The 25,261-nt window shown below is 54.5% G+C and carries 18 protein-coding genes and 1 pseudogene; 14 read left to right on the top strand and 5 right to left on the bottom strand.

Annotated features, from left to right (window positions below; all coding sequences use genetic code 11):
* Positions 1-2: 2 nt before the first annotated feature.
* The 3 genes and pseudogenes from moaD to B723_RS10260 all read right to left on the bottom strand — a co-directional run.
* Entirely contained in the window at positions 3-245 is a 243-nt protein-coding gene (gene moaD, locus B723_RS10270) for a molybdopterin converting factor subunit 1 (RefSeq protein ID WP_017340380.1), read from the bottom strand.
* Positions 242-715: a cyclic pyranopterin monophosphate synthase MoaC gene (gene moaC, locus B723_RS10265; protein WP_017340381.1), complete on the bottom strand. Its 474-nt coding sequence runs from the start codon at positions 713-715 to the stop codon at positions 242-244. The genes moaD and moaC overlap by 4 nt, the downstream gene beginning before the upstream one ends.
* A 151-nt stretch (positions 716-866) precedes the next feature.
* Positions 867-1,115, bottom strand: a pseudogene (locus tag B723_RS10260) (PhoH family protein); the annotation flags it as partial.
* A gap of 477 nt (positions 1,116-1,592) precedes the next feature.
* On the opposite strand from B723_RS10260, the gene B723_RS10250 reads away from it, so the two are divergent.
* Genes B723_RS10250 through B723_RS10235 form a run of 4 tightly spaced genes read left to right on the top strand, consistent with a single transcriptional unit; the run spans position 1,593 to position 7,082 of the window.
* Positions 1,593-2,699, top strand: coding sequence for a SagB/ThcOx family dehydrogenase (locus B723_RS10250; protein ID WP_033037190.1), 1,107 nt, complete (start codon positions 1,593-1,595; stop codon positions 2,697-2,699).
* A gap of 29 nt (positions 2,700-2,728) precedes the next feature.
* Positions 2,729-4,555 carry a class I SAM-dependent methyltransferase gene (locus B723_RS10245; protein ID WP_017336640.1) on the top strand — a complete coding sequence of 609 codons (1,827 nt, stop codon included), beginning with the start codon at positions 2,729-2,731 and terminating at the stop codon, positions 4,553-4,555.
* A gap of 2 nt (positions 4,556-4,557) precedes the next feature.
* Positions 4,558-6,120, top strand: coding sequence for a carbamoyltransferase C-terminal domain-containing protein (locus B723_RS10240; protein ID WP_017336639.1), 1,563 nt, complete (start codon positions 4,558-4,560; stop codon positions 6,118-6,120).
* Positions 6,117-7,082 carry an MFS transporter gene (locus B723_RS10235; protein WP_080995112.1) on the top strand — a complete coding sequence of 322 codons (966 nt, stop codon included), beginning with the start codon at positions 6,117-6,119 and terminating at the stop codon, positions 7,080-7,082. The genes B723_RS10240 and B723_RS10235 overlap by 4 nt, the downstream gene beginning before the upstream one ends.
* 436 nt (positions 7,083-7,518) lie before the next feature.
* On the opposite strand, the gene B723_RS10230 is transcribed toward B723_RS10235, so the two are convergent.
* Together B723_RS10230 and B723_RS10225 are read right to left on the bottom strand one after the other, a co-directional pair.
* Positions 7,519-8,913 (bottom strand): PhoH family protein, encoded by a 1,395-nt coding sequence (locus tag B723_RS10230; RefSeq protein ID WP_052909687.1) that lies wholly within the window; start codon positions 8,911-8,913, stop codon positions 7,519-7,521.
* Between the two features lie 336 nt (positions 8,914-9,249).
* On the bottom strand, positions 9,250-10,374 hold the full coding sequence (locus tag B723_RS10225) for a polysaccharide deacetylase family protein (protein WP_017336635.1): 1,125 nt from the start codon (positions 10,372-10,374) through the stop codon (positions 9,250-9,252).
* A gap of 162 nt (positions 10,375-10,536) precedes the next feature.
* Between B723_RS10225 and yaaA the strand changes: the two genes are divergently transcribed.
* The 10 genes from yaaA (at position 10,537) to B723_RS10175 (ending at position 25,253) form a co-directional block, all read left to right on the top strand.
* Positions 10,537-11,316: a peroxide stress protein YaaA gene (gene yaaA, locus B723_RS10220; protein WP_017336634.1), complete on the top strand. Its 780-nt coding sequence runs from the start codon at positions 10,537-10,539 to the stop codon at positions 11,314-11,316.
* 813 nt (positions 11,317-12,129) lie between these two features.
* Positions 12,130-13,446 carry a nucleotide sugar dehydrogenase gene (locus B723_RS10215; RefSeq protein WP_017336633.1) on the top strand — a complete coding sequence of 439 codons (1,317 nt, stop codon included), beginning with the start codon at positions 12,130-12,132 and terminating at the stop codon, positions 13,444-13,446.
* Between the two features lie 121 nt (positions 13,447-13,567).
* Positions 13,568-15,049, top strand: a complete 1,482-nt coding sequence (gene alg8, locus B723_RS10210) for a mannuronan synthase (protein ID WP_414879412.1) — start codon at positions 13,568-13,570, stop codon at positions 15,047-15,049.
* A gap of 36 nt (positions 15,050-15,085) precedes the next feature.
* A complete protein-coding gene (locus B723_RS10205) occupies positions 15,086-16,255 on the top strand; it encodes an alginate biosynthesis protein Alg44 (protein WP_017336631.1) in 1,170 nt (389 codons plus the stop codon).
* Positions 16,256-16,270: 15 nt separating this feature from the next.
* Positions 16,271-17,773 carry an alginate biosynthesis TPR repeat lipoprotein AlgK gene (gene algK, locus B723_RS10200; RefSeq protein WP_080995178.1) on the top strand — a complete coding sequence of 501 codons (1,503 nt, stop codon included), beginning with the start codon at positions 16,271-16,273 and terminating at the stop codon, positions 17,771-17,773.
* A complete protein-coding gene (locus B723_RS10195) occupies positions 17,770-19,254 on the top strand; it encodes an alginate export family protein (protein ID WP_017336629.1) in 1,485 nt (494 codons plus the stop codon). The genes algK and B723_RS10195 overlap by 4 nt, the downstream gene beginning before the upstream one ends.
* 26 nt (positions 19,255-19,280) lie before the next feature.
* Positions 19,281-20,852, top strand: a complete 1,572-nt coding sequence (algG, locus tag B723_RS10190) for a mannuronan 5-epimerase AlgG (RefSeq protein ID WP_017336628.1) — start codon at positions 19,281-19,283, stop codon at positions 20,850-20,852.
* Positions 20,853-20,862: 10 nt separating this feature from the next.
* The gene (locus tag B723_RS10185; RefSeq protein WP_017336627.1) at positions 20,863-22,311 is read left to right on the top strand and encodes an alginate O-acetyltransferase; all 1,449 of its coding nucleotides are present in this window, start codon (positions 20,863-20,865) and stop codon (positions 22,309-22,311) included.
* Between the two features lie 7 nt (positions 22,312-22,318).
* Positions 22,319-23,440, top strand: a complete 1,122-nt coding sequence (locus B723_RS10180) for a mannuronate-specific alginate lyase (protein ID WP_017336626.1) — start codon at positions 22,319-22,321, stop codon at positions 23,438-23,440.
* Between the two features lie 247 nt (positions 23,441-23,687).
* Positions 23,688-25,253 carry an MBOAT family O-acyltransferase gene (locus B723_RS10175; protein ID WP_017336625.1) on the top strand — a complete coding sequence of 522 codons (1,566 nt, stop codon included), beginning with the start codon at positions 23,688-23,690 and terminating at the stop codon, positions 25,251-25,253.
* The last annotated feature ends 8 nt before the right edge of the window (positions 25,254-25,261 follow it).

Below are 25,261 nucleotides of genomic sequence, written 5' to 3'. Positions count from 1 at the left end.
GCTCAGCCCCCGGTCACGGTCGGGAAGAACGCCACTTCGTCGCCATCGCTCACCGGTTCGTCGAGTTGGCAGAGGTCTTCGTTGCGGGCGCACATCAGGTTCTGTTCGCTCAATACCTCGGCGCCATCACGCTTGGCCAACAGCGCGCGAACGTCATCGACGGTGGCGAAATCGCCTTCGACCTTCACCGAGTCGACGCCCAGTGCCTCTCTATAACGAGCGAAAAACTTCACGGTAACGTTCATGGTTGATCCGCCAGGAAATGGCCGCTCTTGCCACCGAGTTTCTCCAGCAGGCGCACGCTTTCAATGGTCATGCCGCGATCGACGGCCTTGCACATGTCGTAGATGGTCAGCGCCGCAACGCTCGCGGCGGTCAGCGCTTCCATCTCGACGCCGGTCTGCCCGGACAACTTGCAGCGCGCGACGATGCGCACGGTGTCGTCACCTTCAGCGCTGAGTTCGACTTTGACGCCAGTGAGCATCAACGGGTGGCACAGAGGAATGAGGTCGCTGGTTTTCTTCGCGGCCTGGATGCCGGCGATGCGCGCCACGGCGAACACATCACCCTTGGGATGGCCGCCGTTGACGATCATTTGCAGGGTTTCGGGCAGCATGCGCACCAGCGCCTGGGCCGTCGCTTCACGGAACGTCACGTCTTTTTCGGTGACGTCGACCATGTGGGCGCGACCTTGGGAATCGAGATGAGTCAGCACAGGGTTACTCCTGATCAAGAGCCTCGATTGTAAACCTGTGGGTCAAATTTCCGCACGCAAGATTATCCGCTGGCTGACATCCCCCTGTAGGAGCTGTGTCAGGCATAAAAAAACCGGGCGGCTTTGGGGCCGCCCGGTTTCGGTGACGTGGTTACAGATGCGATTCGGCGTATTCGGCCAGAATCGAACGTGGCACCCCTTGCAGGGTGATGTGAACGCCGTTCGGGAAGTCCTTGAAGCGTTCAGTCAGGTACGTCAGCCCGGAGCTGGTCGCGGACAGGTAAGGGGTGTCGATCTGCGCCAGGTTGCCCAGGCACACCACTTTGGAACCGGCGCCGGCACGGGTGATGATGGTTTTCATCTGGTGCGGCGTGAGGTTCTGGCATTCGTCAATCAGGATTCTTCTCCTCTTCTTGGTCAATATTTTTCTGGTATTGGTTGAAGTCCCCACGAGGCCAGCCATTACGTAACCAAATACTACCGATTAAGACCGTTTCAGAATACATCTGCGTAAGTGTGGCTGAAGTGTATATCCGCAACAATTTGATTACCTTAAAAAAAATAGCTTTAAGTAGGAGTTTTGGGTAGGACATATAAACCCATTAAACACGAACACTCCTACAAGTTGAGTTATTGACTACCAATTACAAGGCGAATAGCTTCGCAAATGAAGTCAAATGACTTCAACCCAAACAAACGAGAGGTTCTTATTATGCGCAAAGCAAATCTGCAAACTCGACTAACTGCACTTTCCAATAACGCTTACAACATCCTGATTACGCCTGCGAAACCGGAATCAAAACTGGTCAATTAATTTCGGCCAATGCCGAGGGAGCCACCACACTCTCTCGGCACAATTTTCGTGGAGAAAGTGAAGATGAGCGAGTTTAAAGTCAATGAGAACCTAATAATCACCTTAAACGAAGGAATCTTCGGATTATGGAACCTGGAAACAGGTGAACAGTATGAAATATTCGATCGAAGTTATCTTGACAGAATTTTCGAGCTAAACGAATCAATTGGTATGCCGTACACATCAAAACCCGAGGATGAAATACTGATTGAAGCAGGAATATTACTAATTGGCAAAAAGGCTGAGCAGCATCAAAAAATACAAAATTTAAATGGTCCTTGGGGCTGGGACCTTGTTTCAAAAATATTTCATCTTGGAAGCAAGCATAATTTTCCGAATGACTTAGCAATCACAGAAGAAAATAAAGAAACAGGCTATGTAAGCTTTTGCGAAAGCATCGCCGAAAGCGCCCCAAATCTTGATATTGAGCGAGAAGGCGAATTAGTAGAACTCCCCCGTTGGGACAGCAACGCAATCGATTCTTATAGCTTGAAAAAAGCCTTATGGGAGAGAATTACAAGTCGAAATTTCAATGGCGAGCCTGTTCCACTGGAAATTGTATCTAACATACTTTTCAGTACATTCGGAAAAATCCACGGTGACTCGCATAAAAAAAATCTCGCAGAACGCGGCGTTTTAACCGTTGGTTATCGTAGATCTTCACCAAGTGCAGGGTGTTTACAAGCAACCGAGGCATACTTGATCGCTTTAAATGTTAGTAACCTAGAGCGCGGCATCTATCACTATAGGTCCCACCAACATGTGCTAACAAAATTGGATAGTGAAATAAACGCCGATCTATCACAAATTTTATGCCATCAAAGTTTCGCAGTGGATGCAAGTTTCCTGATAGTAATGAGTTCGCGCTTTGATAAGCTTTGGTGGAAATACCCGCACTCGCGCGCCTACCGATCGGCCTTAATGGATGTTGGACATTTATCTCAGACATTCAACCTCGTAGCCACCGCTCATAATCTTAACACTTGGTTAACCGGATACTTTATAGATGACTTACTGAATAAACTTATAAAAATCGATGGATTCAAAGAGCACTCATTGTTTGTTCTAGCAGGAGGACATGGCTTGCAAGACCCTCTTAGCCCTGGAGTTGTAAAGCTGTTGAAGCAATAACATAAACAAAATCATCATTAGGTGCTCACATGCACGATGACACATTAAAAAAAGAAGAATACTCCGAACAAACCAGAATAATGGCGGATTCCAGTTTCAAGAACAACGACCTTCAAGAAGCGGCACGGCTATACGAACTAAGTATAAAAAACAATTCAAACAACGTAAAAGCACTGAATAATTTGGCGGCTTTATGCGAGAAACTGGGCGACAAGAAGAAAGCAGAGTACCTTTACAAGCTGGCTTGCGACCTACCGGAACCATCAGCAACGGACAAACTTAAATTCCATCAAAACCTGGCATCAGTTCAGGAAAAAAATGGAAAAATCAATGCAGCAATCTGGACATACCAATCAGCAACAAAAATAGAAGGCTTCACAAAAAACACCATTGCGTACAACTATCTTGACCTACTTCAGTCGATCCATCTCACCTCATTTGATGCTGCAACATTCGCCAGCCTAGCGGTACTTTTTAATACCGAAGGAATAGATAAAGATGCACTAGCCAGAGTGTATTTTTCGCAGCTAGCACTAAAACCTGCAAAGACTACACATACACCGGATAACTACCCCGCACTTTTGCTGGACATTATCGAATCAGATCAGATTGCACTAAGCCTCCTGAGCAACAGCCTAATTTCCAACCACATCATAGAGGGTGCCCTTATAACAATAAGACAGACACTTATAGCATCCATACTCAGCAACAACTACAACCAAACACACCAAGCGTTCCTTGCCGCATTAAAAAAGCAATGCAAGTTAAATGACTTCATTTACTTTGCTGATAAAAAAGAACTGTCGAACATTGAAAAACTAAAATCAAAAAACCTAAAAGAGTCGTCAACAATAAAAACTGACGCTCGATTAATATTGGAGTCTTACTCAGAAGGGGCAATCATAAACTCATTAAAAAGCCCATACCAATTAGACAGCCAGATTCCCACGAAACAAAAAAAAGAAATCACACCGCCCACCCTCTTGAAAAGCAAAACGCTTATCCAGGATTTTTATGAAGCAAACCCGTACCCAACATGGACATCCAAACCAAAACATTCCAAAACGACACTTGATCAACTTTTCAGGACGCTAAACTCAAAGCAAGCACCTCCAAACAACAACATATTAGTTGCAGGATGCGGAACAGGACGACACGCCATTCAACTTGCCTTAACTTATCCACACGCAAAAATCATAGGACTGGATGTTAGCCAGTCAAGCTTGCAATATGCTACAAACAAGAGAAACGAATACAAAATTCGAAATCTAGAATTCATCCGCGGCGACCTAAACAGCATTCTATCTTTAAATATAGGGTTTAGCCTTATTGAGTGCATTGGAGTTTTGCATCACTTACAAGATCCTTTGAAAGGATGCCAAGCGATTCTTTCCGCCCTAGAAGATGGTGGCATTGCAAAAATAGGACTATATAGCGCATACGCTCGAACCCCTATAGCAGACTTGGCTAACCTTGCGTCTGAAAACGAAATCCCCTATACGCCATGCAATTTAGAAAGAATACGAAACCTGGCAGTTCAAAACTACAATTATAAAAGAATAAATGAAATAGTTAACTCACAAGACTTCTTCAGTAGAAGTGGGTGTATGGATTTACTTTTCAACCCACTAGAAAAATCGTTCACAACCCGAGAGATCCACTCACTTGCAAGAACTCTAAATTGTGAGTTCGCAGGTTTTGAAAATGGAGGACAAAGAAAATCTCCCGAGCTTAGAAAGTTCAATGATACTTCGAATATGGATTCTCTTTTTTACACTTGGGAGTTATTCGAAAACCTCAATCCAAATTTTTTCAGCGAAATGTACCTATTTTGGTTAAAACCCATAAGGAAATAGCGATGAAAATACTAGGCATAAATACTGGTCATGACGGCCACGTATGTCTAATTGAAAATGGAAAATTAGTTTTCAGTTATGAATCGGAAAAGAATGGCGGCAATAGATACGCCCCTCTCTCCCTGAGCTCAGCAATAATTCACGCCGTTCAAAACATAGAAGATCTGGACGCAATCGCTGTAAGCGGATGGGCTGAAGGAATAGACCCCAGAAATCATCCAACTGAAGGCGGTTATCTTGGCCTTAATATCGAACAAACCACCTGCAATTTTGGGGCGAAAAATATAGCGTGGATTAACTGTAGCCATGAAATATCCCACATACTCGCCTCTTACGCGCTGTCTCCCTATGCAGACACAACATCTTGTTATGTATTACTTTGGGAAGGTTTTATAGGCAACTTTTATAAAATCAACCCAGACATGACGATACAAACTATAGGCAATATTATGCAAGGACCAGGTCTTCGCTATGCATTTGCCTATGGTTTGGCAGATCCAACGTTCAATCTAAAAAAAGGTTATTGCAGGCTTGGTGACGCGGGTAAAATGATGGCGCTGGCTGCATTTGGAAAAAACGGTGAGCCAGACGCATTCGAGTCAAAAGTTATTGACTACATAACAAACTGCAACTCAGCAATCGACACACTCAACAAACTCGACCTAAAGGATAGCGGCTATTACAACATAGGTGTAAACACAACGAAATTCTGTAATTTAGCTAGAAAGCTATCAGATAAACTCTTTAACGAGTTCTATGACTTCATCAGTGCAAACATTACCGAAAAGCTTCCACTCTTAGTAGCTGGCGGTTGTGGCTTGAACTGTGAATGGAACAAGAAATGGGAAACCTCTGAATTGTTCGAAGGAGTTTTTGTTCCACCCTGCACAAATGATACCGGTGTCGGTATCGGGGCGTCTGCCATTGCGCAACATTTATTAACTGGCAAATCAAAACTTGAATGGTCCGTTTATTCAGGACAATCTTTTATTTTCAACCACGCAAAGAAGTCCTCATTTTCGTCAAGTCCATTGGTGCTTGAACGCGTGTGCAAAGCGCTTCTTGCTGGAGAGATTATTTGTTGGGTTCAGGGAAATTGTGAAATAGGACCTAGGGCCCTGGGTAATCGATCAATAATAGCGGCACCATTTTCTGTGAACACCACTGAAAAACTAAACTCCATAAAAAAAAGAGAGCACTATCGTCCAGTAGCTCCTATTTGCATAGAGGAGGATGCTAAGCTTTACTTTGAGAACTGTATTCAAAGTAAATTCATGCTGTCGTTTCATCATGTAATTGACAAACGACTCAAAGCAATTACCCACATTGATGGCACAGCAAGAGTTCAAACTGTCAGCCTTCAAGACAATATTAAAATGTATGAGCTATTACTGGAGTTCAAAAAGCAGTCAGGGGTCAGCGTTCTTTGTAACACCTCGTTAAATTTCAAGGGCAAAGGGTTTATAAACACATTTTCAGATCTTGAGTTATTTTGCTCAACCAATAATATATCCACGTTTGTTGTAGATAACATGATGTATCACACCAAGAGGAGAGAGCAGTGAGTTTCCCCAAGGTGAACGGGTACGGCTATTTATGTGGAGTACGACTTAGTAGCTCTGTAACACTTTGGGTAGACTTCATTTTAATCTTCACTGTACTTACATTTGCATATGACGCTTCGCCAAAAACTTTGGGATATGCAGCAGCACTGTATGGATTACCAACACTTTTCTTGGGACCATTAATCGGTGTTTTAGCAGACCATACTAGCCCAGTAAAATTTTTATTAATAAGTTTCACCTTTAGACTTATCATTGCCTGCCTTTTATTTGGAGCAAACTCTGAGTCTATTTTTTTAACATTAGTCTGCCTCAAGGGAATGTCGAACCTTGGCTCTAGTGCGGCAGAAACAATCTTGACGAGAAAGCTGCTTACAAATAAAGACTTGGTCAGTAATATTTCACTGATCACGGTAATGGATCAGTTCATCAAGGTCTGCTCACCTTTAACAGCGGGTGTTATTGCAAGCATGTCAGACAAGGCGTACGGCTTTTTGATTTCTGCGATTTTTTCACTGTTAGGGATATTCTGTGTGATTTTGCTTTCTATGAGTAACCGGCAAAAGAAGATACACGAATCTGAGATACGGTCCTTTGGGAGTTTAAAAGCCCTAAAAATATTATTAAGTACCGGCCCATCCACACAACTATTTTTTATCTGTGCGTTGACCCAAACTGCCGTACTGGGATGCTATGATTCGCTACTCAGTCTACATATAAAAAACATAGGGCTTGATGCATACGCATTTGGAGTCATCGTTAGCTCTACCGCACTAGGTGGAATTATTGCGGGCCTGAGCTTCAAATTGGTTTACCCCCAAAGAATCTTCTTCTGTTCGACGCTCTCCCTACTTGTATTTGGCATAATGGTAGCAACGGCAGGATTATTAACTGAACCAGGTAATCTGACAACATTAGCAATACTCATACTACTGTTTTCCATTGCAGGTTACGCATATGTCTGACATCTCTAGGATTTGGCATAACCCTTCAGAAATACTGCCCTGTATCTAATTTAGGAACAGTATCAGCAACCACCCGCAGTTTAATGTTGATATTTATGATTAGCGGGCCAATTTTTGGAGCATGGCTATCAACATTCGTTTCAATCGGAGGCGTACTTGTTGTCTCTGGGGCTAGCGCAGTATTTTTCGGTACGCTATTACATATAAAGTACCGCGATGTTTTTTCTTCAGAGTCAATTCGCATCTCCAACGAATAAAATAGCTCCCAAAATAATTCGCTCTAAACTCTACTGTCTTGATTTAGGAAATATGGAGATGTGTATTTTTCATCTCGAAAAAATATAGACAAGGAATGCCTGAAGGACGTTCAGCGCATGGATAAATGCGATAGATAAAACCGGGCGACCCACGAGGGCCGCCCGGTTTGGGTAAAGGGTTACAAATGCGATTCGGCGTATTCGGCCAGAATCGAACGTGGCACCCCTTGCAGGGTGATGTGAACGCCGTTCGGGAAGTCCTTGAAGCGTTCAGTCAGGTACGTCAGCCCGGAGCTGGTCGCGGACAGGTAAGGGGTGTCGATCTGCGCCAGGTTGCCCAGGCACACCACTTTGGAACCGGCGCCGGCGCGGGTGATGATGGTTTTCATCTGGTGCGGCGTGAGGTTCTGGCATTCATCGATCAGGATCAGGCTCTGCTGGAAGCTGCGACCCCGGATGTAGTTGAGGGATTTGAACTGCAACGGCACTTTGCTGAGGATGTAGTCGACGCTGCCATGGGTGTTTTCGTCATCCATGTGCAAGGCTTCAAGGTTGTCGGTGATGGCGCCCAGCCAAGGCTCCATTTTTTCCGCTTCGGTGCCGGGCAGGAAGCCGATCTCCTGGTCCAGGCCCTGCACGCTGCGCGTCGCGATGATCCGGCGATAGCGTTTGCTGACCATGGTCTGCTCGATGGCCGCCGCCAATGCCAGGATGGTTTTACCGGAACCGGCCGCACCCGACAGGTTGACCAGGTGGATATCCGGATCGAGCAAGGCGTACAGCGCCAGGCTCTGATAGATGTCACGCGGTTTCAGGCCCCAGGCTTCCTGGTGCAACAGGGGTTCCTGATGCAGGTCGAGAATCAGCAGTTTGTCTTCGTCGATCTCCTTGATCCAGCCGACAAAACCCTGTTCGTCAATGATGAACTCGTTGATATGCACTGCCGGCAGATTGTCGATCATCTTCACCTGGTGCCAGGTGCGGCCGTGATCCTGACGGGTTTCGACATTCCTTACGAGGTCCCAGAAAGACCCGACCATGTTGTGATAGCCGTTGGGCAGCAGCGATACGTCGTCAACCAGTTGGTCGGTGCTGTAGTCCTCGGCCGCGATCCCGCAGGCACGGGCCTTGAGGCGCATGTTGATGTCTTTGGTGACCAGCACCACGGGCAACTTGGGTTCGCGCGCGTGCAGGTCGATCAACTGGTTGATGATGATGTTGTCGTTCAGGTGCTCGGGAAGAATGATGTTCGGTTCAGTACGTTTGCTCATCAGAATTGACAGCAAACCCTTCGGCCCACTTTTGCCACGCTGGATCGGTACGCCCAGTTCAACGTCTTCAGGGCTGGCATCGCCCAGGGTCTTGTCGATCAGGCGAATCGCCTGGCGGCATTCCGCAGCCACGCTGTGATGCCCGCTCTTGAGCTTGTCCAGCTCTTCAAGCACGGTCATCGGGATCGCGACGTGGTGTTCTTCGAAGTTAAGCAGGGCGTTTGGATCGTGAATCAATACGTTGGTATCGAGTACATAAAGGATTGGCTGGTTGGAGGAAGAACTACGTCCGTGATCATCCATACTCGGTCACCTTTGTGGGAGCCATTCGACGCAATACCTTGGCGGTGCTGCGCCTCGAAGTGACTGCCGAATCCACCTGTGATGATTCAAGTGAACTGCACACAAACTGGGGTCTTGGGAGACGCCACCTGTGTTGCAGGTTTCGGCGGTCTGTCTTCGTAATACTCCAAAACCTGTGACAGAAAAAAGCACTTTGACGCTTTTTTGAAGTTTATTTTTCAGAGTGACGAATAGCCCTTGGCGTGAAGGCAATGTGCCGTTAAAGTCGGAAGTCCGCCTGCACCGAATTCTTGCCTGAAATCACCCCTCGCCCAATGTTTACGGGCTTTTCCCGTTTCAGCGAAACGCGTCCTGACAGTCTTCCCAACCGATCCCGCTTGGCGCCGTTTGCGTAATGAGCCAGGGCATCGCCGTTTTCACCCCGTCCTGCTTAATGTTGAAGTTGATCACCCCGTGCCGCCACAACAGCATCAGGGTCAACACACGCTGGGCGCTCTGGTTGGCCTTGAGCTTGCCGGCGCCGTCCTGGGCATCGATGTCCCATAGCGCCACCTGCAAGCCCTGGGACCGGAAGAAGCCTTCCGCGTCAGAACGGCGCTGGCCATCGGGCGGACGGAACAGCGGTACATAGTTCTCCGGCAATTTGCTTTTGACCAGTTCGGCACTGCGCCGCACCGAGTCCTGCCAGTCCTGCCAGTGGCTGTGGGAGCGAAACTCCCAGCCTTGCACGCCGATGCACTGCGTCGAATAAGTGGCCTGCAGGCTCGCCACTGAGCGCTCGCTCAAGCGCGCCTGAATATCCTTGCCGAGGACGAAGAACGTACCCGTCATCTTCGCCTTGCGCAGGTACTCGGTGACCCACTCCGTGTTGTCCGGCGCGGCATTCGCGGCGCTGTCGAAGGTCAACAGGAACAGCCGGTCATGCATCTGTTCGCCGTTGCGCTCGTAGTCGCCAAAACGATCGACTTCGCTACTGGTTTGCGGAAACAGCGCAGCCTTGCGCAACTGCTCGTCGAGGTACTGCGCATGGAACAGCCGGCTCGGTTCCGCCCACTTTATGTAGTAGCTGTCCTCGCTGACCTGAAACTTGGCGGCTTGCTCGCGCAAGGTGGCCATGTCTTCGACCAGAAAACAGAAGGAAGCATCCTGATCGCAGCTTTGCTGGGCAAAGTTGTAGTTGGTCAGCAAGCGTTGCCACAGGCGCTGACGCAGGTTATTGACCGAATCCAGGTTGATCGTGCGCAGGCCCAGGCGCTGGGCCATACTCGCCTCGTCCAGCGATTCACTGGCCAGCAGCACGCGAGCGAACATCAGAATCTCTGCGCGCGAGGCGACATCGAACAGCGTCGGATTGCTGAGCTGTTCAGGCCAGGTGCTGCGATCGAGCGTCGCGACATCGCCCGGCGCCGCAACGGCACCGAAACTCAACAGCCAGGCTGATAAAAGAAAAACGATACGCAATGGGATGTCTCCATAACAAAACCCGCGCGGCACTATAGCCGATACAGTGCGTCCCACCGGCCAAGAAAAACGGGCTCACCGCCGATCACCTATGGCCTTGATAGCTGGAGTCATTAGGCACAACCCCCTAGAATCGCCCCCACGATTAAAGGAGACGACTTCATGCTGATGGTGATTTCCCCCGCCAAGACCCTCGACTACGAAACACCGCCGGCGACCCAGCGCTTCACCCAGCCGCAATACCTCGACCATTCCCAGGAGCTGATCCTGCAGTTGCGCGACCTGACGCCAGCGCAGATCAGTGAACTGATGCACGTCTCCGACAAGATCGGTGGGCTTAACGCCGCACGTTTCGGCAGCTGGACCCCGGCCTTCACACCGGAAAACGCCAAGCAGGCATTGCTGGCGTTCAAGGGTGACGTTTATACCGGGTTGAACGCGCAAACCTTCAGCGAAGCCGATTTCGATTATGCCCAACAGCATCTGCGCATGTTGTCCGGCCTGTATGGCCTGTTGCGCCCACTGGACCTGATGCAGCCGTATCGCCTGGAAATGGGCACTAAATTGCCCAACGCCCGCGGCAAGGACCTCTATGCCTTCTGGGGCACGCGCATCAGCGAATGGTTGAACGAAGCCCTGGCCGACCAGGGTGATGACGTACTGCTGAACCTGGCGTCCAACGAGTACTTCTCGGCGGTCAAACGCACGGCCTTGAAGGCTCGCATCATCAATACCGAGTTCAAGGACCTGAAAAACGGCCAGTACAAAATCATCAGCTTCTACGCGAAAAAAGCCCGGGGCATGATGAGCCGCTTTGTCATCGAAGAACGCATCAACGACCCGGCAGCCCTCAAGCAATTCGATATTCAGGGCTATCGATACAGCGCCGAACAATCCAAACCGGACAACTTGGTGTTTCTTCGCGATCACGCCCCCGAGTAACGCACCTGATCGGCGCACGACCGCAAATTTTCCGTCGTGCGCCTGCGTCTGATCGTCCAACAATTTCCCGCCCGAATCGCCAACCTCTTGGCGCCAGAAAACCATCGGTCACTTTCCTAACTTTAGTTTCACTCGACGCCGATGAATTTTTTCAGTAGTGGCACTGAAATTTTTTATCGGTAGTGGCACAAAACTATCTTTCTTGCTTATCGCCCCGTGTAACAAGGGTGAGACAGCACGTGCCATCAATTTGAAAGTAGTGCCATCTTTCTCAATATTTCAAGAAATTTCAGAATTCGCGATGGGCGGACAGGAACTATGTCCAAATGCGTAGCTCATACCACCGGTAACGATTATCTCTGAACATGTACGAGATAACTTACGCAGAGAAGAGACCACGTAGCGAAGTTGTCACAATAACTTCGGCTAAATAATCCCTGATTTGGGCAACACATGAAGGACAGGAGATAACGCATCACTACTATCCCCTACACGGCCAAGGCTGCGCCCCTATAAACGTGCTCTCCCGAGCACCCGAACCGCTTGATTTACGGGCTTATGGCCTGGCATTGAGCGCGCAAGACCTTTGCACGGATGACCTCTGACCAGAGGACTCGGCTGCATAACAGGGCAGACCATAATAATAAGGCCTAGTTGCGCACACCTTGAGTGCACTTATTTAGACACTCGGAACTTAGTATGCCTGCACACGGCATTGCGGCGCCTGTCGCCCAAACTTCCGAGTGCACTATGACCGCTGAACACCATTAACTCCGGCCATGTAATGGCTTGATAAATACAGAGGTAAATGCGATGCGCATCAGCATATTTGGTTTGGGTTACGTCGGTGCAGTATGTGCCGGTTGCCTGTCTGCACGGGGCCATGACGTCGTTGGCGTCGATGTCGCCAAAGACAAGATCGATATGATCAACGCCGGCAAATCGCCGATCGTTGAACCGGGTCTGGGCGAACTGCTGGCCAAGGGTATCGAAACCGGCCGCCTGCGCGGTACGACCGACTTCGCAGAAGCGATTCGCGACACCGACCTGTCGATGATCTGCGTCGGCACGCCGAGCAAGAAGAACGGCGATCTGGAACTGAACTACATCGAAGCGGTATGCCGCGAGATCGGTTTTGTCCTGCGTGACAAAACCACCCGCCACACCATCGTGGTTCGCAGCACCGTACTGCCAGGCACGGTCGCAAACGTTGTCATCCCGATTCTCGAAGATTGCTCCGGCAAGAAAGCCGGCGTCGATTTCGGTGTGGCGGTGAACCCTGAGTTCCTGCGTGAAAGCACCGCGATTGCCGACTACGACTTGCCACCGATGACCGTCATCGGCGAGTTCGACAAGGCATCGGGCGACGTTCTGCAATCGCTGTACGAAGAACTCGACGCGCCGATCATCCGCAAGGACATCGCCGTTGCCGAGATGATCAAGTACACCTGCAACGTGTGGCACGCCACCAAGGTGACCTTCGCCAACGAGATCGGCAACATCGCCAAGGCGTGCGGCGTCGATGGTCGGGAAGTGATGGAAGTGGTCTGCCAGGACAAGACATTGAACCTGTCCCAGTACTACATGCGCCCCGGTTTTGCGTTCGGCGGCTCGTGCCTGCCGAAAGACGTGCGGGCCCTGACCTACCGCGCCGGCGCCCTCGACGTGGAATCGCCGTTGCTGAACTCGCTGATGCGCAGTAACGAATCCCAGGTGCAAAACGCCTTCGACATCGTTTCCAGCCACGACAAACGCAAAGTTGCCCTGCTGGGCCTGAGCTTCAAGGCCGGCACCGATGACCTGCGCGAAAGCCCGCTGGTTGATCTGGCAGAAATGCTGATCGGCAAAGGCTACGACCTGAGCATCTACGACGCCAACGTCGAATACGCCCGCGTTCACGGCGCGAACAAGGACTACATCGAGTCGAAGATCCCTCACGTCTCGTCCTTGCTCAATTCCGACTTCGACGAAGTGATCAACAACTCCGACGTGATCATCCTCGGCAACCGTGACGAGAAATTCCGCGCCCTGGCGCAGAACGCTCCGCACGGCAAGCAAGTGATCGATCTGGTCGGCTTCATGTCTCAAGCCACCAGCGTGAGTGGCCGGACTGAAGGCATCTGCTGGTAACAAGCGGCATCGGGAGGGTTTGCGGCGTTCCCCAGCCTGCAAACCCTCCCGGCTTTTTCGCCTGCCTTAACCCCATCGGGCCACCCCACAGGCTCGCCCGAGATCGAGACGGATGCAGATTATGCACAGGCTAAAGCACGGCCTACTTCAGGCCGCCGGTTGGCTGTTTTACCTAAGTTTATTGATGGGCATCGCCATGGCGTTGCCTGCGTCCACATTCGATTCCGATTCGAAGGACTTTATCTTCCTCATCGGCTTCATCGGGATCTGGCGCTATTCGATGGGTGCCACGCACTTCCTGCGCGGCATGCTGTTTCTGTACGTGGTCTACCCGCACCTGCGGCGCAAAGTGCGCAAGCTGGGTAAAGCGGCAGACCCGTCCCATGTGTTTTTGATGGTCACCAGTTTTCGTATCGACGCGCTGACCACCGCCCAGGTCTATGCCTCGGTGATTCGCGAAGCGATCGACTGCGGCCTGCCGACCACCATGGTCTGCTCCATCGTGGAAATGTCCGATGAGAAGCTGGTGAAGAGCCTCTGGACCAAGATGAATCCACCGGAGCGGGTCAAGCTCGACTTCGTGCGCATTCCCGGCACCGGCAAGCGTGACGGCCTGGCCTACGGTTTCCGCGCCATCTCCCGCCACCTGCCGGACGACCGTGCCGTGGTTGCCGTGATCGATGGCGACACCGTGCTTGCCGAAGGCGTCGTGCTCAAGACCGTGCCGTGGTTCAAGCTGTTCAGCAATGTCGGCGGCCTGACCACCAACGAGTTCTGCGAAGTGCGCGGCGGCTACATCATGAGCGAGTGGCACAAACTGCGCTTCGCCCAGCGTCACATCAACATGTGCTCGATGGCGCTGTCCAAGCGCGTGCTGACCATGACCGGCCGGATGTCGGTATTCCGCGCAACCGTGGTCACCGACCCGGACTTCATCGCGGACGTGGAAAGCGACTCGCTGCAACACTGGCGCCTGGGTCGCTTCAAGTTCCTGACCGGTGACGACAAGTCGAGCTGGTTCAGCCTGATGCGCCTGGGCTACGACACGTTCTACGTGCCGGACGCGGCCATCCACACCGTGGAACACCCGCCGGAAAAAAGCTTCATCAAGGCCAGCCGCAAACTGATGTTCCGCTGGTACGGCAACAACCTGCGCCAGAACGCCCGCGCCCTGGGCCTGGGTGTCAAACGCCTCGGTCTGTTCACCTCGGTGGTGCTGTTCGATCAGCGCGTGTCGATGTGGACCTCGCTGCTGGGCCTGACGGTCGCGATCATCGCGTCCTTCAAGTACGGCACCGCGTTCATCCTGGTGTACCTGCTGTGGATCGGCATTACCCGCCTGATCCTGACCCTGCTGCTGTCCTGCTCCGGTCACCGGATCGGCCCGGCCTACCCGGCGATTCTCTATTACAACCAGATCGTCGGCGCGCTGGTGAAGATCTACGTGTTCTTCCGCCTCGACCAACAATCCTGGACTCGCCAGGACACCAAACTGACCCGTGATCTCGCCAGCTTTCAACGTTGGTTCAACACTTGGTCGTCTCGGACCATGACCTTCTCCGCCGGCAGCATTTTTGTTGCCGTGCTGCTGATGATGGTCTGACCGCCCCCTTATTGAATTAACCAGGAAATCGCCCCTATGAATACCGCCGTCAACGCCAACGTAGTGCATGAGTCAGAAGCCCAGCGCCAACACGCCCGAGTGAAAATTCCGGCCAAGCTGCGCTTCTTCGGTCCGGACCGGACCCCGATGGAAGCTCGAGTGATCGACCTCTCTGCCGGCGGCCTGGCCTTCAACGCCGGTCAACTGCCACTGAAAATCGGCGACGTGTACAAGGCTCGCCTGCAGTTCGTCATCGATAACCTTGGCCTGGCCATGGACGTGGAGCTGCAAGTGCGCTCCGTCGACCGCCAGACCGGTCGTGCCGGCTGCCAGTTCCAGAACCTGGAACCGCAAGACATCTCGACCCTGCGTCACCTGATCACCTCTCACCTGGCCGGCGACATCGTCAGCATGGGTGAAGTGCTGGCGACCCTGCAGCGCGACAACTTCACCAAGGCGCGCAAGGTCAAGGATGGCGGCCACGGCATGACCGCGTTCGGTCGTCTGCGTGCAGTGACCTTCAGCCTGGCGATTTTCATCGTCGGCCTGGCGGCGTTCGGTTTCATCTTCAAATCGGTGTACGGCATGTACTTCGTCAGCCATGCGCAGGCCGGTCTGGTCAGCGTGCCGGGCATGAACATCACCATGCCGCGTGACGGCACCGTGCAGAGCCTGATCAAGGCTGACGGCATTGCCGCCAAAGGCGCTCCGCTCGCAACGTTCAGCACCAGCATGCTCGACGTGCTCAAGGGCCATCTTGACGACAATCAACTGCAACCGGCCAAGGTTGAAGAACTGTTCGGCAAGCAAATGACCGGCACCCTGACGTCGCCGTGCGATTGCACCGTGGCCCAGCAGCTGGTCGCCAACGGTCAGTACGCCAGCAAGGGCGACGTGATCTTCCAACTGGTGCCGCGCAACAGCGAAGCCAACGTCGAAGCGCGCTTCTCCTATCGCCAGTTCGGCGACGTGCGTCCAGGCACCAACGTCAGCTTCCAGATTGCCGGCGAAGACAAAACCCGCACCGGCAAGATCGTCAGCAGCACCAGCCTGAAAAGCGCCGACCTGTCGTCCGACATCCGCGTGCTGATCCAGCCTGACGAGCCGCTGGACAGCAAATTCGCTGGCCGCCCGGTTGAAGTGAACAGCGACCGTGGCCCGAACCTGAACTGGCTGATCGATAAAGCCATGGCTTCCGGTATCTAAGCAGAGGACATGCCCGTGACCATCACAAAAATCTCGAATACGCCGCAGTCCCTGTGGGAGCGAGCCTGCTCGCGATGGGATCGCCGCGGTTTGTCTGATGTACCGAGCCGCTTGAATCGCCAGCAGGCTGGCTCCCACAGGGGTGCGGTGTGTGCTTTGGCCCTGGCCGTGAGCCTGGCCGGTTGCGCCGGCCTGCCCGACCAGCGCCTGGCCAATGAAGCCCTGAAGCGCGGCGACACCACGCTGGCGCAGCAGAACTACAAGCAACTGGCCGACCTGGGCTACAGCGAGGCGCAAGTAGGCCTCGCCGATATCCAGGTCGACAGCCGCGACCCGGCGCAGATCAAACAGGCCGAGGCGACTTATCGCGCCGCGGCCGACGTTTCGCCGCGCGCCCAGGCTCGCCTGGGTCGCCTGCTGGTGGCCAAGCCCGGTTCCACCGAAGCCGAACAGCACGAAGCCGAAGGCCTGTTGAAAAAAGCCTCGGCCAATGGCGAAGGCAACACGCTGATTCCGCTGGCGATGCTGTACCTGCAATACCCGCACAGTTTCCCCAACGTCAACGCGCAACAGCAGATCAGCCAATGGCGCGCCGAAGGCAAACCGGAAGCGGGCCTGGCCCAAGTGCTGCTCTATCGCACCCAGGGCACCTACGACCAGCATCTGGACGAAGTCGTCACCATCTGCAAAGCCGCGTTGAACACCACCGACATCTGCTATGTCGAGCTGGCCACGGTTTACCAGAAGCAAGGCAAGCCGGAACAGCAGGCCGAGCTGATCAAGCAGATGCAAGCGGCGCATACCCGCGGCACCGTTTCCGCTCAACGCGTCGACAGCGTCGCGCGTGTGCTCGGTGATGCAAGCCTGGGCAAGACCGACGAAAAAACCGCTCAGTCGCTGCTCGAAGACATCGCCCCCGCCTACCCCGCTTCCTGGGTCAGCCTGGCGCAATTGCTCTACGACTTCCCGGAACTCGGTGATGTCGACACGATGATGAAGTACCTGGACAACGGCCGCGCCGCTGACCAGCCGCGCGCCGAACTGTTGCTCGGCAAGCTTTACTACGAAGGCAAATGGGTGCCGGCCGACGCGAAAGTCGCCGAAGAGCACTTCCAGAAAGCCGTCGGCAAAGAAGTCGCCGCCGATTACTACCTCGGCCAGATTTACCGCCGCGGTTACCTGGGCAAGGTCTATTCGCAGAAAGCCCTGGATCACCTGCTGACCGCTGCGCGCAACGGCCAGAACAGTGCCGACTTCGCCATCGCCCAGCTGTTTTCCCAAGGCAAGGGCACCCGGCCCAACCCGCTTAACGCTTACGTCTTCAGCCAATTGGCCAAGGCACAGAACACGCCGCAAGCCACCGAGCTTGCACAAACACTCGAAACCCAACTGCCGCCTGCCCAGCTCGCCGAGGCCCAACGCCTGTTGAAACAAGAACAGGCCGTTCGTGGTGCCTTGAGTCAGAACACGCTGGAACTGCATGCCCTGGAAGAAGAAGACGGCGAGGAATCCCTATGAAGTTGAATCCATTCGTGAAGGCCGGTATCGGCCTGTCATTCGCCCTCTTGTGGTCGTGCCCAACCCTGGCGGCCTTGACCGACACCAAGAACTACGGTCTCGACGTGAAAGTCACCGGCCAGTCCGAAGACGACCGTGACCTCGGCACCGCCAGTGGCGGCGACGTCAGCGGCGTCGGCCTCGACCTGCGCCCTTGGGTCTATGGCGAGAGCGGCGCGTGGAGCGCCTACGCGATGGGTCAGGCCGTGACGTCCACCGACATCATCGAAACCGACACCTTGCAGCAGTCCGACAACGACGGCACCCAGACCACCGACAACGGTGATCGCAAGACCAAGAAAAATTACCTGGCCATGCGCGAATTCTGGGTCGGCTACAGCGGCCTCACGCCGTACCCGGGCGAGCAGTTGAAGCTCGGTCGCCAACGCCTGCGCAACGACGACGGCCAATGGCGCGACACCAACATCGAAGCCCTGAACTGGACCTTCGACACCACCCTGTTGCGCGCCAACGTCGGTATTGCCGAACGCTTCAGCGAATACCGCACCGACCTGAAAGAGCTGGCACCGAAAGACAAGGATCGCCTGCACGTCTACGCCGATACCGCGTACCAATGGACGCCGGGCAACTGGGTCGGGATTCGCGGTCATCACACCCACGATGACGGCAAGCTCGACTACCCGGAACCGGGTGTGGCCGGCGACTCGCTGGACAAGAAACAGAACGGCGACATCAGCTGGCTCGGCCTCACCGCCGACAGCGACGCCTACAACTACCGCAACACCAACACCGTCAATTACTGGGGCAGCGTCACCGGCATGAGCGGCGACACCGACACGGTGAATCAGCTCAACGCCGACGGTACCCGTCCGACAGAAGCCAAGCGCGGTGAAGACCTCAACGGCTGGGCCACCGATATCGGCGTGCGCCTGCGCCTCGATCCGCAATGGCAAGTGGGTGCAGCCTATGCCCGCGCCAGTGCCGATTACGAGCAGAACGGCCTGGAAAGCAACCGTTCGAACTACACCGGTACGCGTTCGCGGGTTCACCGTTTCGGCGAAGCGTTCCGTGGCGAAATGAACAACATGCAAACCGCAACGTTGTTCGGTTCGTGGATGCTCAACGACGAATACGACGCCAGCGTGATCTACCACAAGTTCTGGCGCGTCGACGGCAACAAGCCGGTCGGCAGCAACGGCATCAACGCCGTCGAGAACGACACCGACCCGACCGGCGCGATTCTCTCCAGCACGTCCCTGCCGCTGGAAGATGGCAACAAAGACCTCGGCCAGGAAATGGACCTCGTGGTCACCAAGTACTTCAAGCAAGGCCTGTTGCCTGCCGCGTTGAGCCAGTCGATCGATGAGCCTTCGGCCCTCGTGCGCTTGCGTGGCGGTGTGTTCAAGCCAGGCGATGCCTACGGCAAAGAAGTCGACTCGTACATGCACCGCGCGTTTGTCGACGTGATCTGGCGCTTCTGATGCGAACCGCTAAGGGAGTTCCTGACATGAACAGTCCGAAGAGAGGCTCACTGACCTTGCTGGCCGGCGCGATGCTGCTGGCAAGCTCGGCGTGCTTCGCCAATGTGGAACCGGTCAAGCCGGTCACCACGGCCAAGGAATTGCAGCAGGCCAAGACCTACACCGTCAGCAGCGCGCCAACCGCGCCGCTGGAGCTGGAAAAACCGAAACTGCCAGACACCTCCGGCTACACCGCCGAAGCCATCGCTGCGAAAGTCGTGCGCACCAAGGCCGGCAAGATCAGCGTACGCCGGATGATGCAGGAAAACGCTCTGAAGGACTTCATCGGCGGCGATAACAAAATGGCCGAATGGGTGGTGCGTCAGCACGGCATCCCGCAGGCGATTTTCATCGACGACGGCTACATGAACCTCAAGGACCTGACCAAGAAGCTGCCCAAGCAGTACTTCAGCGAAACCTCGCCGGGCGTGTTCCTGGCGAAGTTGCCGATCGTGGTCGGTGAGAAAGGCATCCTGGAAATCGACAAGCAGACCCAGGAATTGCGCCTGTCCCAAGAGGCCGGTTCATTCCTGGTCAACGACGGTCAGCTGTTTGTGCGTGATACCAAAATCACGGGCTGGAGCGAGAAGGCAAACGGCCCGGCGGCCTTCAAGTCGCCGAAAGAATTCCGTCCGTTCCTGCTGTCCTGGGGCGGCACCCAGACCTACATCGCCAACAGCAAGATCGCCAGTTTCGGTTACGCCAACAGTAAGTCCTACGGCGTGAGTATTTCCCAGTACACGCCGAACATGGCCAAGGTGCTCAAGCGCCCTGAACCGAGCGGCTGGATCGTCGGCTCCGAGTTCTCGGACATGTGGTACGGCTTCTACTGCTACGAAACCCGCGACTTCGTGGTCAAGGGCAACACCTACAAAGACAACATCGTCTACGGCATTGACCCGCATGACCGTTCCCACGGTCTGATCATCGCCGACAACACCGTCTACGGGACCAAGAAGAAGCACGGGATCATCATTTCCCGTGAGGTCAACGACAGCTTCATCTTCAACAACCGCAGCTACGACAACAAGTTGTCGGGCCTGGTGATCGACCGTAACAGCGTCAACAACGTCATCGCCTACAACGAGATCTACAAGAACCACACCGACGGCATCACCCTCTACGAGAGTGCCGACAACCTGCTGTGGGCCAACAAGGTGATCAGCAACCGTCGCCACGGCATCCGTATTCGTAACAGCGTGAACATCCGCCTCTACGAAAACCTGGCCATGGCCAACGGGCTGACCGGCGTCTACGGCCACATCAAGGACCTGACCGACACCGACCGCGACATCAAGCTCGACCCGTTCGACGCCCAGGTGTCGCTGATCATCGTCGGCGGCGAACTGGCCGGTAACGGCAGCGGGCCGCTGTCCATCGACTCGCCGCTGAGCGTCGAGCTGTATCGCGTGTCCATGCTCGCCCCGACCAAATCCAGCGGCATCAGCTTCAACGGGATTCTCGGCGAGCGTCAGGATGAAATTCTCGACCTGCTGGTACGCCAGCAGAAAGCCGTGCTGATCGACCCTGTCGAACGCCAGACCGAAATGCGGGACTGAGGATAATCTTATGCACCCACACTTGATCAAATTACTCAGCTTGTCGGCCCTGACCGCCGGCATTCTCGCAGCCAGCGCTGGCGTCCGTGCCGATGAAGTCAAGGCACCGAGCTTCAGCGCCGAACCGTGCTGCAACCTGTGCCCCGAAGCCCACGACGCGAAGAACTACACCACGCGTTATCAGCAGAACTTCACCACGCTGGTGCAGGCCCAGGGCGACTGGCTGTTCCGTACGCAGGAAGACTTGCGCACCGAATTCAACACCACCCCCGCCGGCTACAAACGCATGAAAGAACTGCACGATGCGTTCAAGAGCAAAGGCGTGGAGCTCGTCGTTGTTTATCAACCCACGCGTGGCCTGGTGAACCGCAACAAGCTCAATCCGGAAGACAAGGCCAAATTCGATTTCGACAAGGCTTTGAAGAACTACAAGACCATGCTCGGCCGTTTCGAGCAGATGGGTTACGTAGTGCCAGACCTGTCGCCGCTGACCAACGAATCGCTGCCCGACACCCTGCCCGCCCACGACTTCTACTTCCGCGGCGATCAGCACTGGACGCCGTATGGCGCCCAGCGCACGGCGAAAATCGTCGGTGAGAAAATCAAGCAACTGCCTGAGTTTGCCGGCATTCCGAAACGCGAATTCGAGAGCCATAAGTCGGGTCGCATGGGCAAGACCGGAACGTTACACAACATGGCCGGTCAACTCTGTGGCACCAGCTACGCGATCCAGTACATGGATCAATTCACCACCGAGCCGAAAGGCGAAGCGGCGGACGGCGACCTGTTCAGTGACTCCGGCAATCCCGAGATCACCCTGGTCGGCACCAGCCACAGTGGCAAGAACTACAACTTCGCCGGTTTCCTCGAAGAGGCCATCGGCGCCGACATCCTCAACGTGGCGTTCCCTGGCGGTGGCCTGGAAGGTTCGATGCTGCAGTACCTGGGCAGCGAAGAGTTCCAGACCAAGCCGCCGAAGATTCTGATCTGGGAATTCTCGCCGCTCTATCGCCTCGACCAGGAAACCATCTACCGCCAGATGATGGCGCTGCTGGACAACGGCTGCGAAGGAAAGGATGCACAGATGAGCGGCAGTGCCACGTTGAAACCGGGCAAGAACGAATTGATGGTCAACAGCAAGAACCTGAACCTGCAAAACAGCGGTCACCAGGTTGACATCCGTTTCGCCGATACGTCGGTGAAAACCCTGCAAGCCACCCTCTGGTACATGAACGGTCGCCACGAGGACATCAAGATCGAAAAACCGGAAACCTCCGAAACCGACGGGCGTTTCGCTTTCGAGTTGCGCACGGACGAAGACTGGGCCTCGCAGAATCTGCTGGCCGTCGAAGTCCAGGGCCCTGAAGCAGGTGCCGCGCCACAGAAAGTCGAAGCGAAAATCTGCAAACGCAACGTGTTCCCAGGCGCTGAGCAACGTACCGCTCAAGCCGGGCAATGAGGCAATCATGCAAACCCGAACTTTGAAAAGATTGATCGCACCGTCCCTGTTGAGCCTGGCCATGTTTGCCGGTGCGACCCAGGCCGCCGCGCCCCTGCGTCCACCCCAGGGTTACTTCGCGCCGATCGAAAAAATCAAAACCGGCGACAAGAGCGAAGGCTGTGACGCCATGCCGACGCCCTACACCGGTTCGCTGCAATTTCGCAGCAAATACGAAGGCTCCGACAAGGCACGTTCGACCCTGAACAAAGCCTCGGAAAAAGCCTTCCGCGACACCACCGCCGACATCACCAAGATCGAGCGCGGCACCAGCAAGCGCGTGATGCAGTACATGCGTGACGGTCGCCCGGAACAGCTCGAATGCACGCTGAACTGGTTGACCGCGTGGGCCAAGGCCGATGCGTTGATGTCCAAGGACTTCAACCACACCGGCAAGTCCATGCGCAAATGGGCGCTGGGCAGCATGGCGTCTTCGTACCTGCGCCTGAAATTCTCCGACTCGCATCCGTTGGCCAACCATCAGCAAGAGTCGCAGTTGATTGAAGCCTGGTTCAGCAAAATGGCAGATCAGGTGGTCAGTGACTGGGACAACCTGCCGTTGGAAAAAACCAACAACCACTCGTACTGGTCCGCCTGGTCGGTGATGGCAACGTCCATCGCCACCAACCGCCGCGACCTGTTCGACTGGTCGGTGAAGGAATTCAAGGTCGGCGCCAATCAGATCGACGCCCAGGGTTTCCTGCCGAACGAACTCAAGCGCCAGCAACGCGCCCTCGCCTATCACAACTATGCCCTGCCGCCATTGGCGATGATCGCCAGTTTCGCTCAGGTCAACGGTGTGGACTTGCGTCAGGAAAACAACGGCGCATTGAAACGCCTGGGTGACCGAGTGCTCGCGGGTGTCAAAGACCCGGAAGAATTCGAGAAGAAGAACGGTAAGGAACAGGACATGACCGACCTCAAGGTCGACTCGAAATTCGCCTGGCTCGAACCGTTCTGCACGCTCTACACCTGCTCGCCGGATGTGCTTGAGAAGAAGCACGAGATGCAGCCATTCAAGACCTTCCGTCTCGGGGGTGACCTGACCAAGGTCTACGATCCGGCCAACGAAAAAGGTAAAGGCTCTTAACGTTCACTGTATTCCCCTGTGGCGAGGGAGCTTGCTCCCGCTCGGCTGCGAAGCAGTCGTAACCCAGTAAACGCGGACTGACTGACACACCGCGTTCATCAGGTTCAGGGGCGCTTCGCACCCCAGCGGGAGCAAGCTCCCTCGCCACAGGCTAGTGCGCAACATGCAATACAACCGTCCCGAATTCTATGGGGGGGTTTGGGGGGGCTGCGGCCCTTGACTGTTGGTTAAACATGGAGAGACCGGGATGGTATTTTCATCCAACGTGTTCCTGTTCTTGTTCCTGCCGATCTTTCTCGGCATGTATTACTTGAGCGGAATACGCTATCGCAACCTGCTGCTGCTGATCGCCAGCTATGTGTTCTATGCCTGGTGGCGCGTGGACTTCCTCGCGCTGTTCGCCGCCGTCACGCTGTGGAACTACTGGATCGGCCTCAAAGTCGGCGCCGCAGGCGTTCGGACCAAACCGGCCCAGCGCTGGCTGCTGCTCGGCGTGGCTGTCGACCTGTGCATTCTCGGCTACTTCAAGTACGCCAACTTCGGCGTCGACAGCATCAACGCGATGATGACTTCGGTCGGTCTGTCGCCGTTCATCCTGACCCATGTGCTGTTGCCGATCGGGATCTCGTTCTACATCTTCGAGTCCATCAGCTACATCATCGACGTCTACCGTGGTGACACCCCGGCAACGCGCAACCTGATCGACTTCGCGGCGTTCGTGGCGATCTTCCCGCACCTGATTGCCGGTCCGGTGCTGCGTTTCCGCGACCTCGCCGACCAGTTCAACAACCGCACCCACACCCTCGACAAGTTCTCCGAAGGTGCCACGCGGTTCATGCAGGGTTTCATCAAGAAGGTCTTCATCGCCGACACCCTCGCGGTGGTGGCCGACCACTGCTTCGCCTTGCAGAACCCGACCACGGGCGATGCCTGGCTCGGCGCCCTGGCCTACACCGCGCAACTGTATTTCGACTTCTCGGGCTACAGCGACATGGCCATCGGCCTGGGCTTGATGATGGGTTTCCGCTTCATGGAAAACTTCAAGCAGCCGTACATCAGCCAGTCGATCACCGAGTTCTGGCGTCGCTGGCACATCAGCCTGTCCACCTGGTTGCGTGACTACCTGTACATCACCCTCGGCGGTAACCGCAAAGGCACGCTGATGACCTATCGCAACCTGTTCCTGACCATGCTGCTCGGTGGTCTGTGGCACGGCGCGAACATCACTTACATCGTGTGGGGTGCATGGCACGGCATGTGGCTGGCAATTGAAAAAGCCCTGGGCCTGAACACCTCGCCACGCAGCATCAACCCGATCCGCTGGGCACTGACGTTCCTGCTCGTGGTCATGGGCTGGGTGATCTTCCGCTCGGAAAACCTGCACGTCGCCGGTCGTATGTACGGCGCAATGTTCAGCTTTGGCGAATGGTCGCTGTCGGAACTCAATCAGGCCAGCCTCACCGGTCTGCAAGTGGCGACCCTGGTGGTGGCTTACATGACCCTGGCGTTCTTCGGTATCCGTGACTTCTACAGCAACCTGCCGCCTGAGAAGACCAAGCCTGTTGTGAACGTCGAGGCCGATGGCCCCGCTGCCGCAACGCCTGGAATGATCAAAGCCGTACCGGGCGACAACCCGGCCAGCATCCACGAACCGGGTTACACCGTCGGCGTTGAAGCCACCGTGCAACCGGCCTACTGGACGGCGGACTGGTCGCGTTACGTGATGCGCACGCTGGTACTGGTGCTGTTCATCGCCTCGATTTTCAAACTCTCGGCGCAAAGCTTCTCGCCGTTCCTTTACTTCCAGTTCTGAGGGATCTG

This window comes from Pseudomonas fluorescens NCIMB 11764 (genome assembly GCF_000293885.2).
Classification (GTDB): Bacteria; Pseudomonadota; Gammaproteobacteria; order Pseudomonadales; family Pseudomonadaceae; genus Aquipseudomonas; species Aquipseudomonas fluorescens_B.
Note: the sequence above shows the minus strand (reverse complement) of the source record. Positions and strands in the feature narration are given on the sequence as shown.

Coding starts and splice junctions, on each gene's coding strand:
- moaD (WP_017340380.1), bottom strand. CDS start 245: ATGAACGTTACCGTGAAGTTTTTCGCTCGTTATAGAGAGGCACTGGGC.
- B723_RS10250 (WP_033037190.1), top strand. CDS start 1,593: ATGAGCGAGTTTAAAGTCAATGAGAACCTAATAATCACCTTAAACGAA.
- B723_RS10245 (WP_017336640.1), top strand. CDS start 2,729: ATGCACGATGACACATTAAAAAAAGAAGAATACTCCGAACAAACCAGA.
- B723_RS10240 (WP_017336639.1), top strand. CDS start 4,558: ATGAAAATACTAGGCATAAATACTGGTCATGACGGCCACGTATGTCTA.
- B723_RS10230 (WP_052909687.1), bottom strand. CDS start 8,913: ATGGATGATCACGGACGTAGTTCTTCCTCCAACCAGCCAATCCTTTAT.
- yaaA (WP_017336634.1), top strand. CDS start 10,537: ATGCTGATGGTGATTTCCCCCGCCAAGACCCTCGACTACGAAACACCG.
- B723_RS10215 (WP_017336633.1), top strand. CDS start 12,130: ATGCGCATCAGCATATTTGGTTTGGGTTACGTCGGTGCAGTATGTGCC.
- alg8 (WP_414879412.1), top strand. CDS start 13,568: ATGCACAGGCTAAAGCACGGCCTACTTCAGGCCGCCGGTTGGCTGTTT.
- B723_RS10205 (WP_017336631.1), top strand. CDS start 15,086: ATGAATACCGCCGTCAACGCCAACGTAGTGCATGAGTCAGAAGCCCAG.
- B723_RS10195 (WP_017336629.1), top strand. CDS start 17,770: ATGAAGTTGAATCCATTCGTGAAGGCCGGTATCGGCCTGTCATTCGCC.
- algG (WP_017336628.1), top strand. CDS start 19,281: ATGAACAGTCCGAAGAGAGGCTCACTGACCTTGCTGGCCGGCGCGATG.
- B723_RS10185 (WP_017336627.1), top strand. CDS start 20,863: ATGCACCCACACTTGATCAAATTACTCAGCTTGTCGGCCCTGACCGCC.
- B723_RS10180 (WP_017336626.1), top strand. CDS start 22,319: ATGCAAACCCGAACTTTGAAAAGATTGATCGCACCGTCCCTGTTGAGC.
- B723_RS10175 (WP_017336625.1), top strand. CDS start 23,688: ATGGTATTTTCATCCAACGTGTTCCTGTTCTTGTTCCTGCCGATCTTT.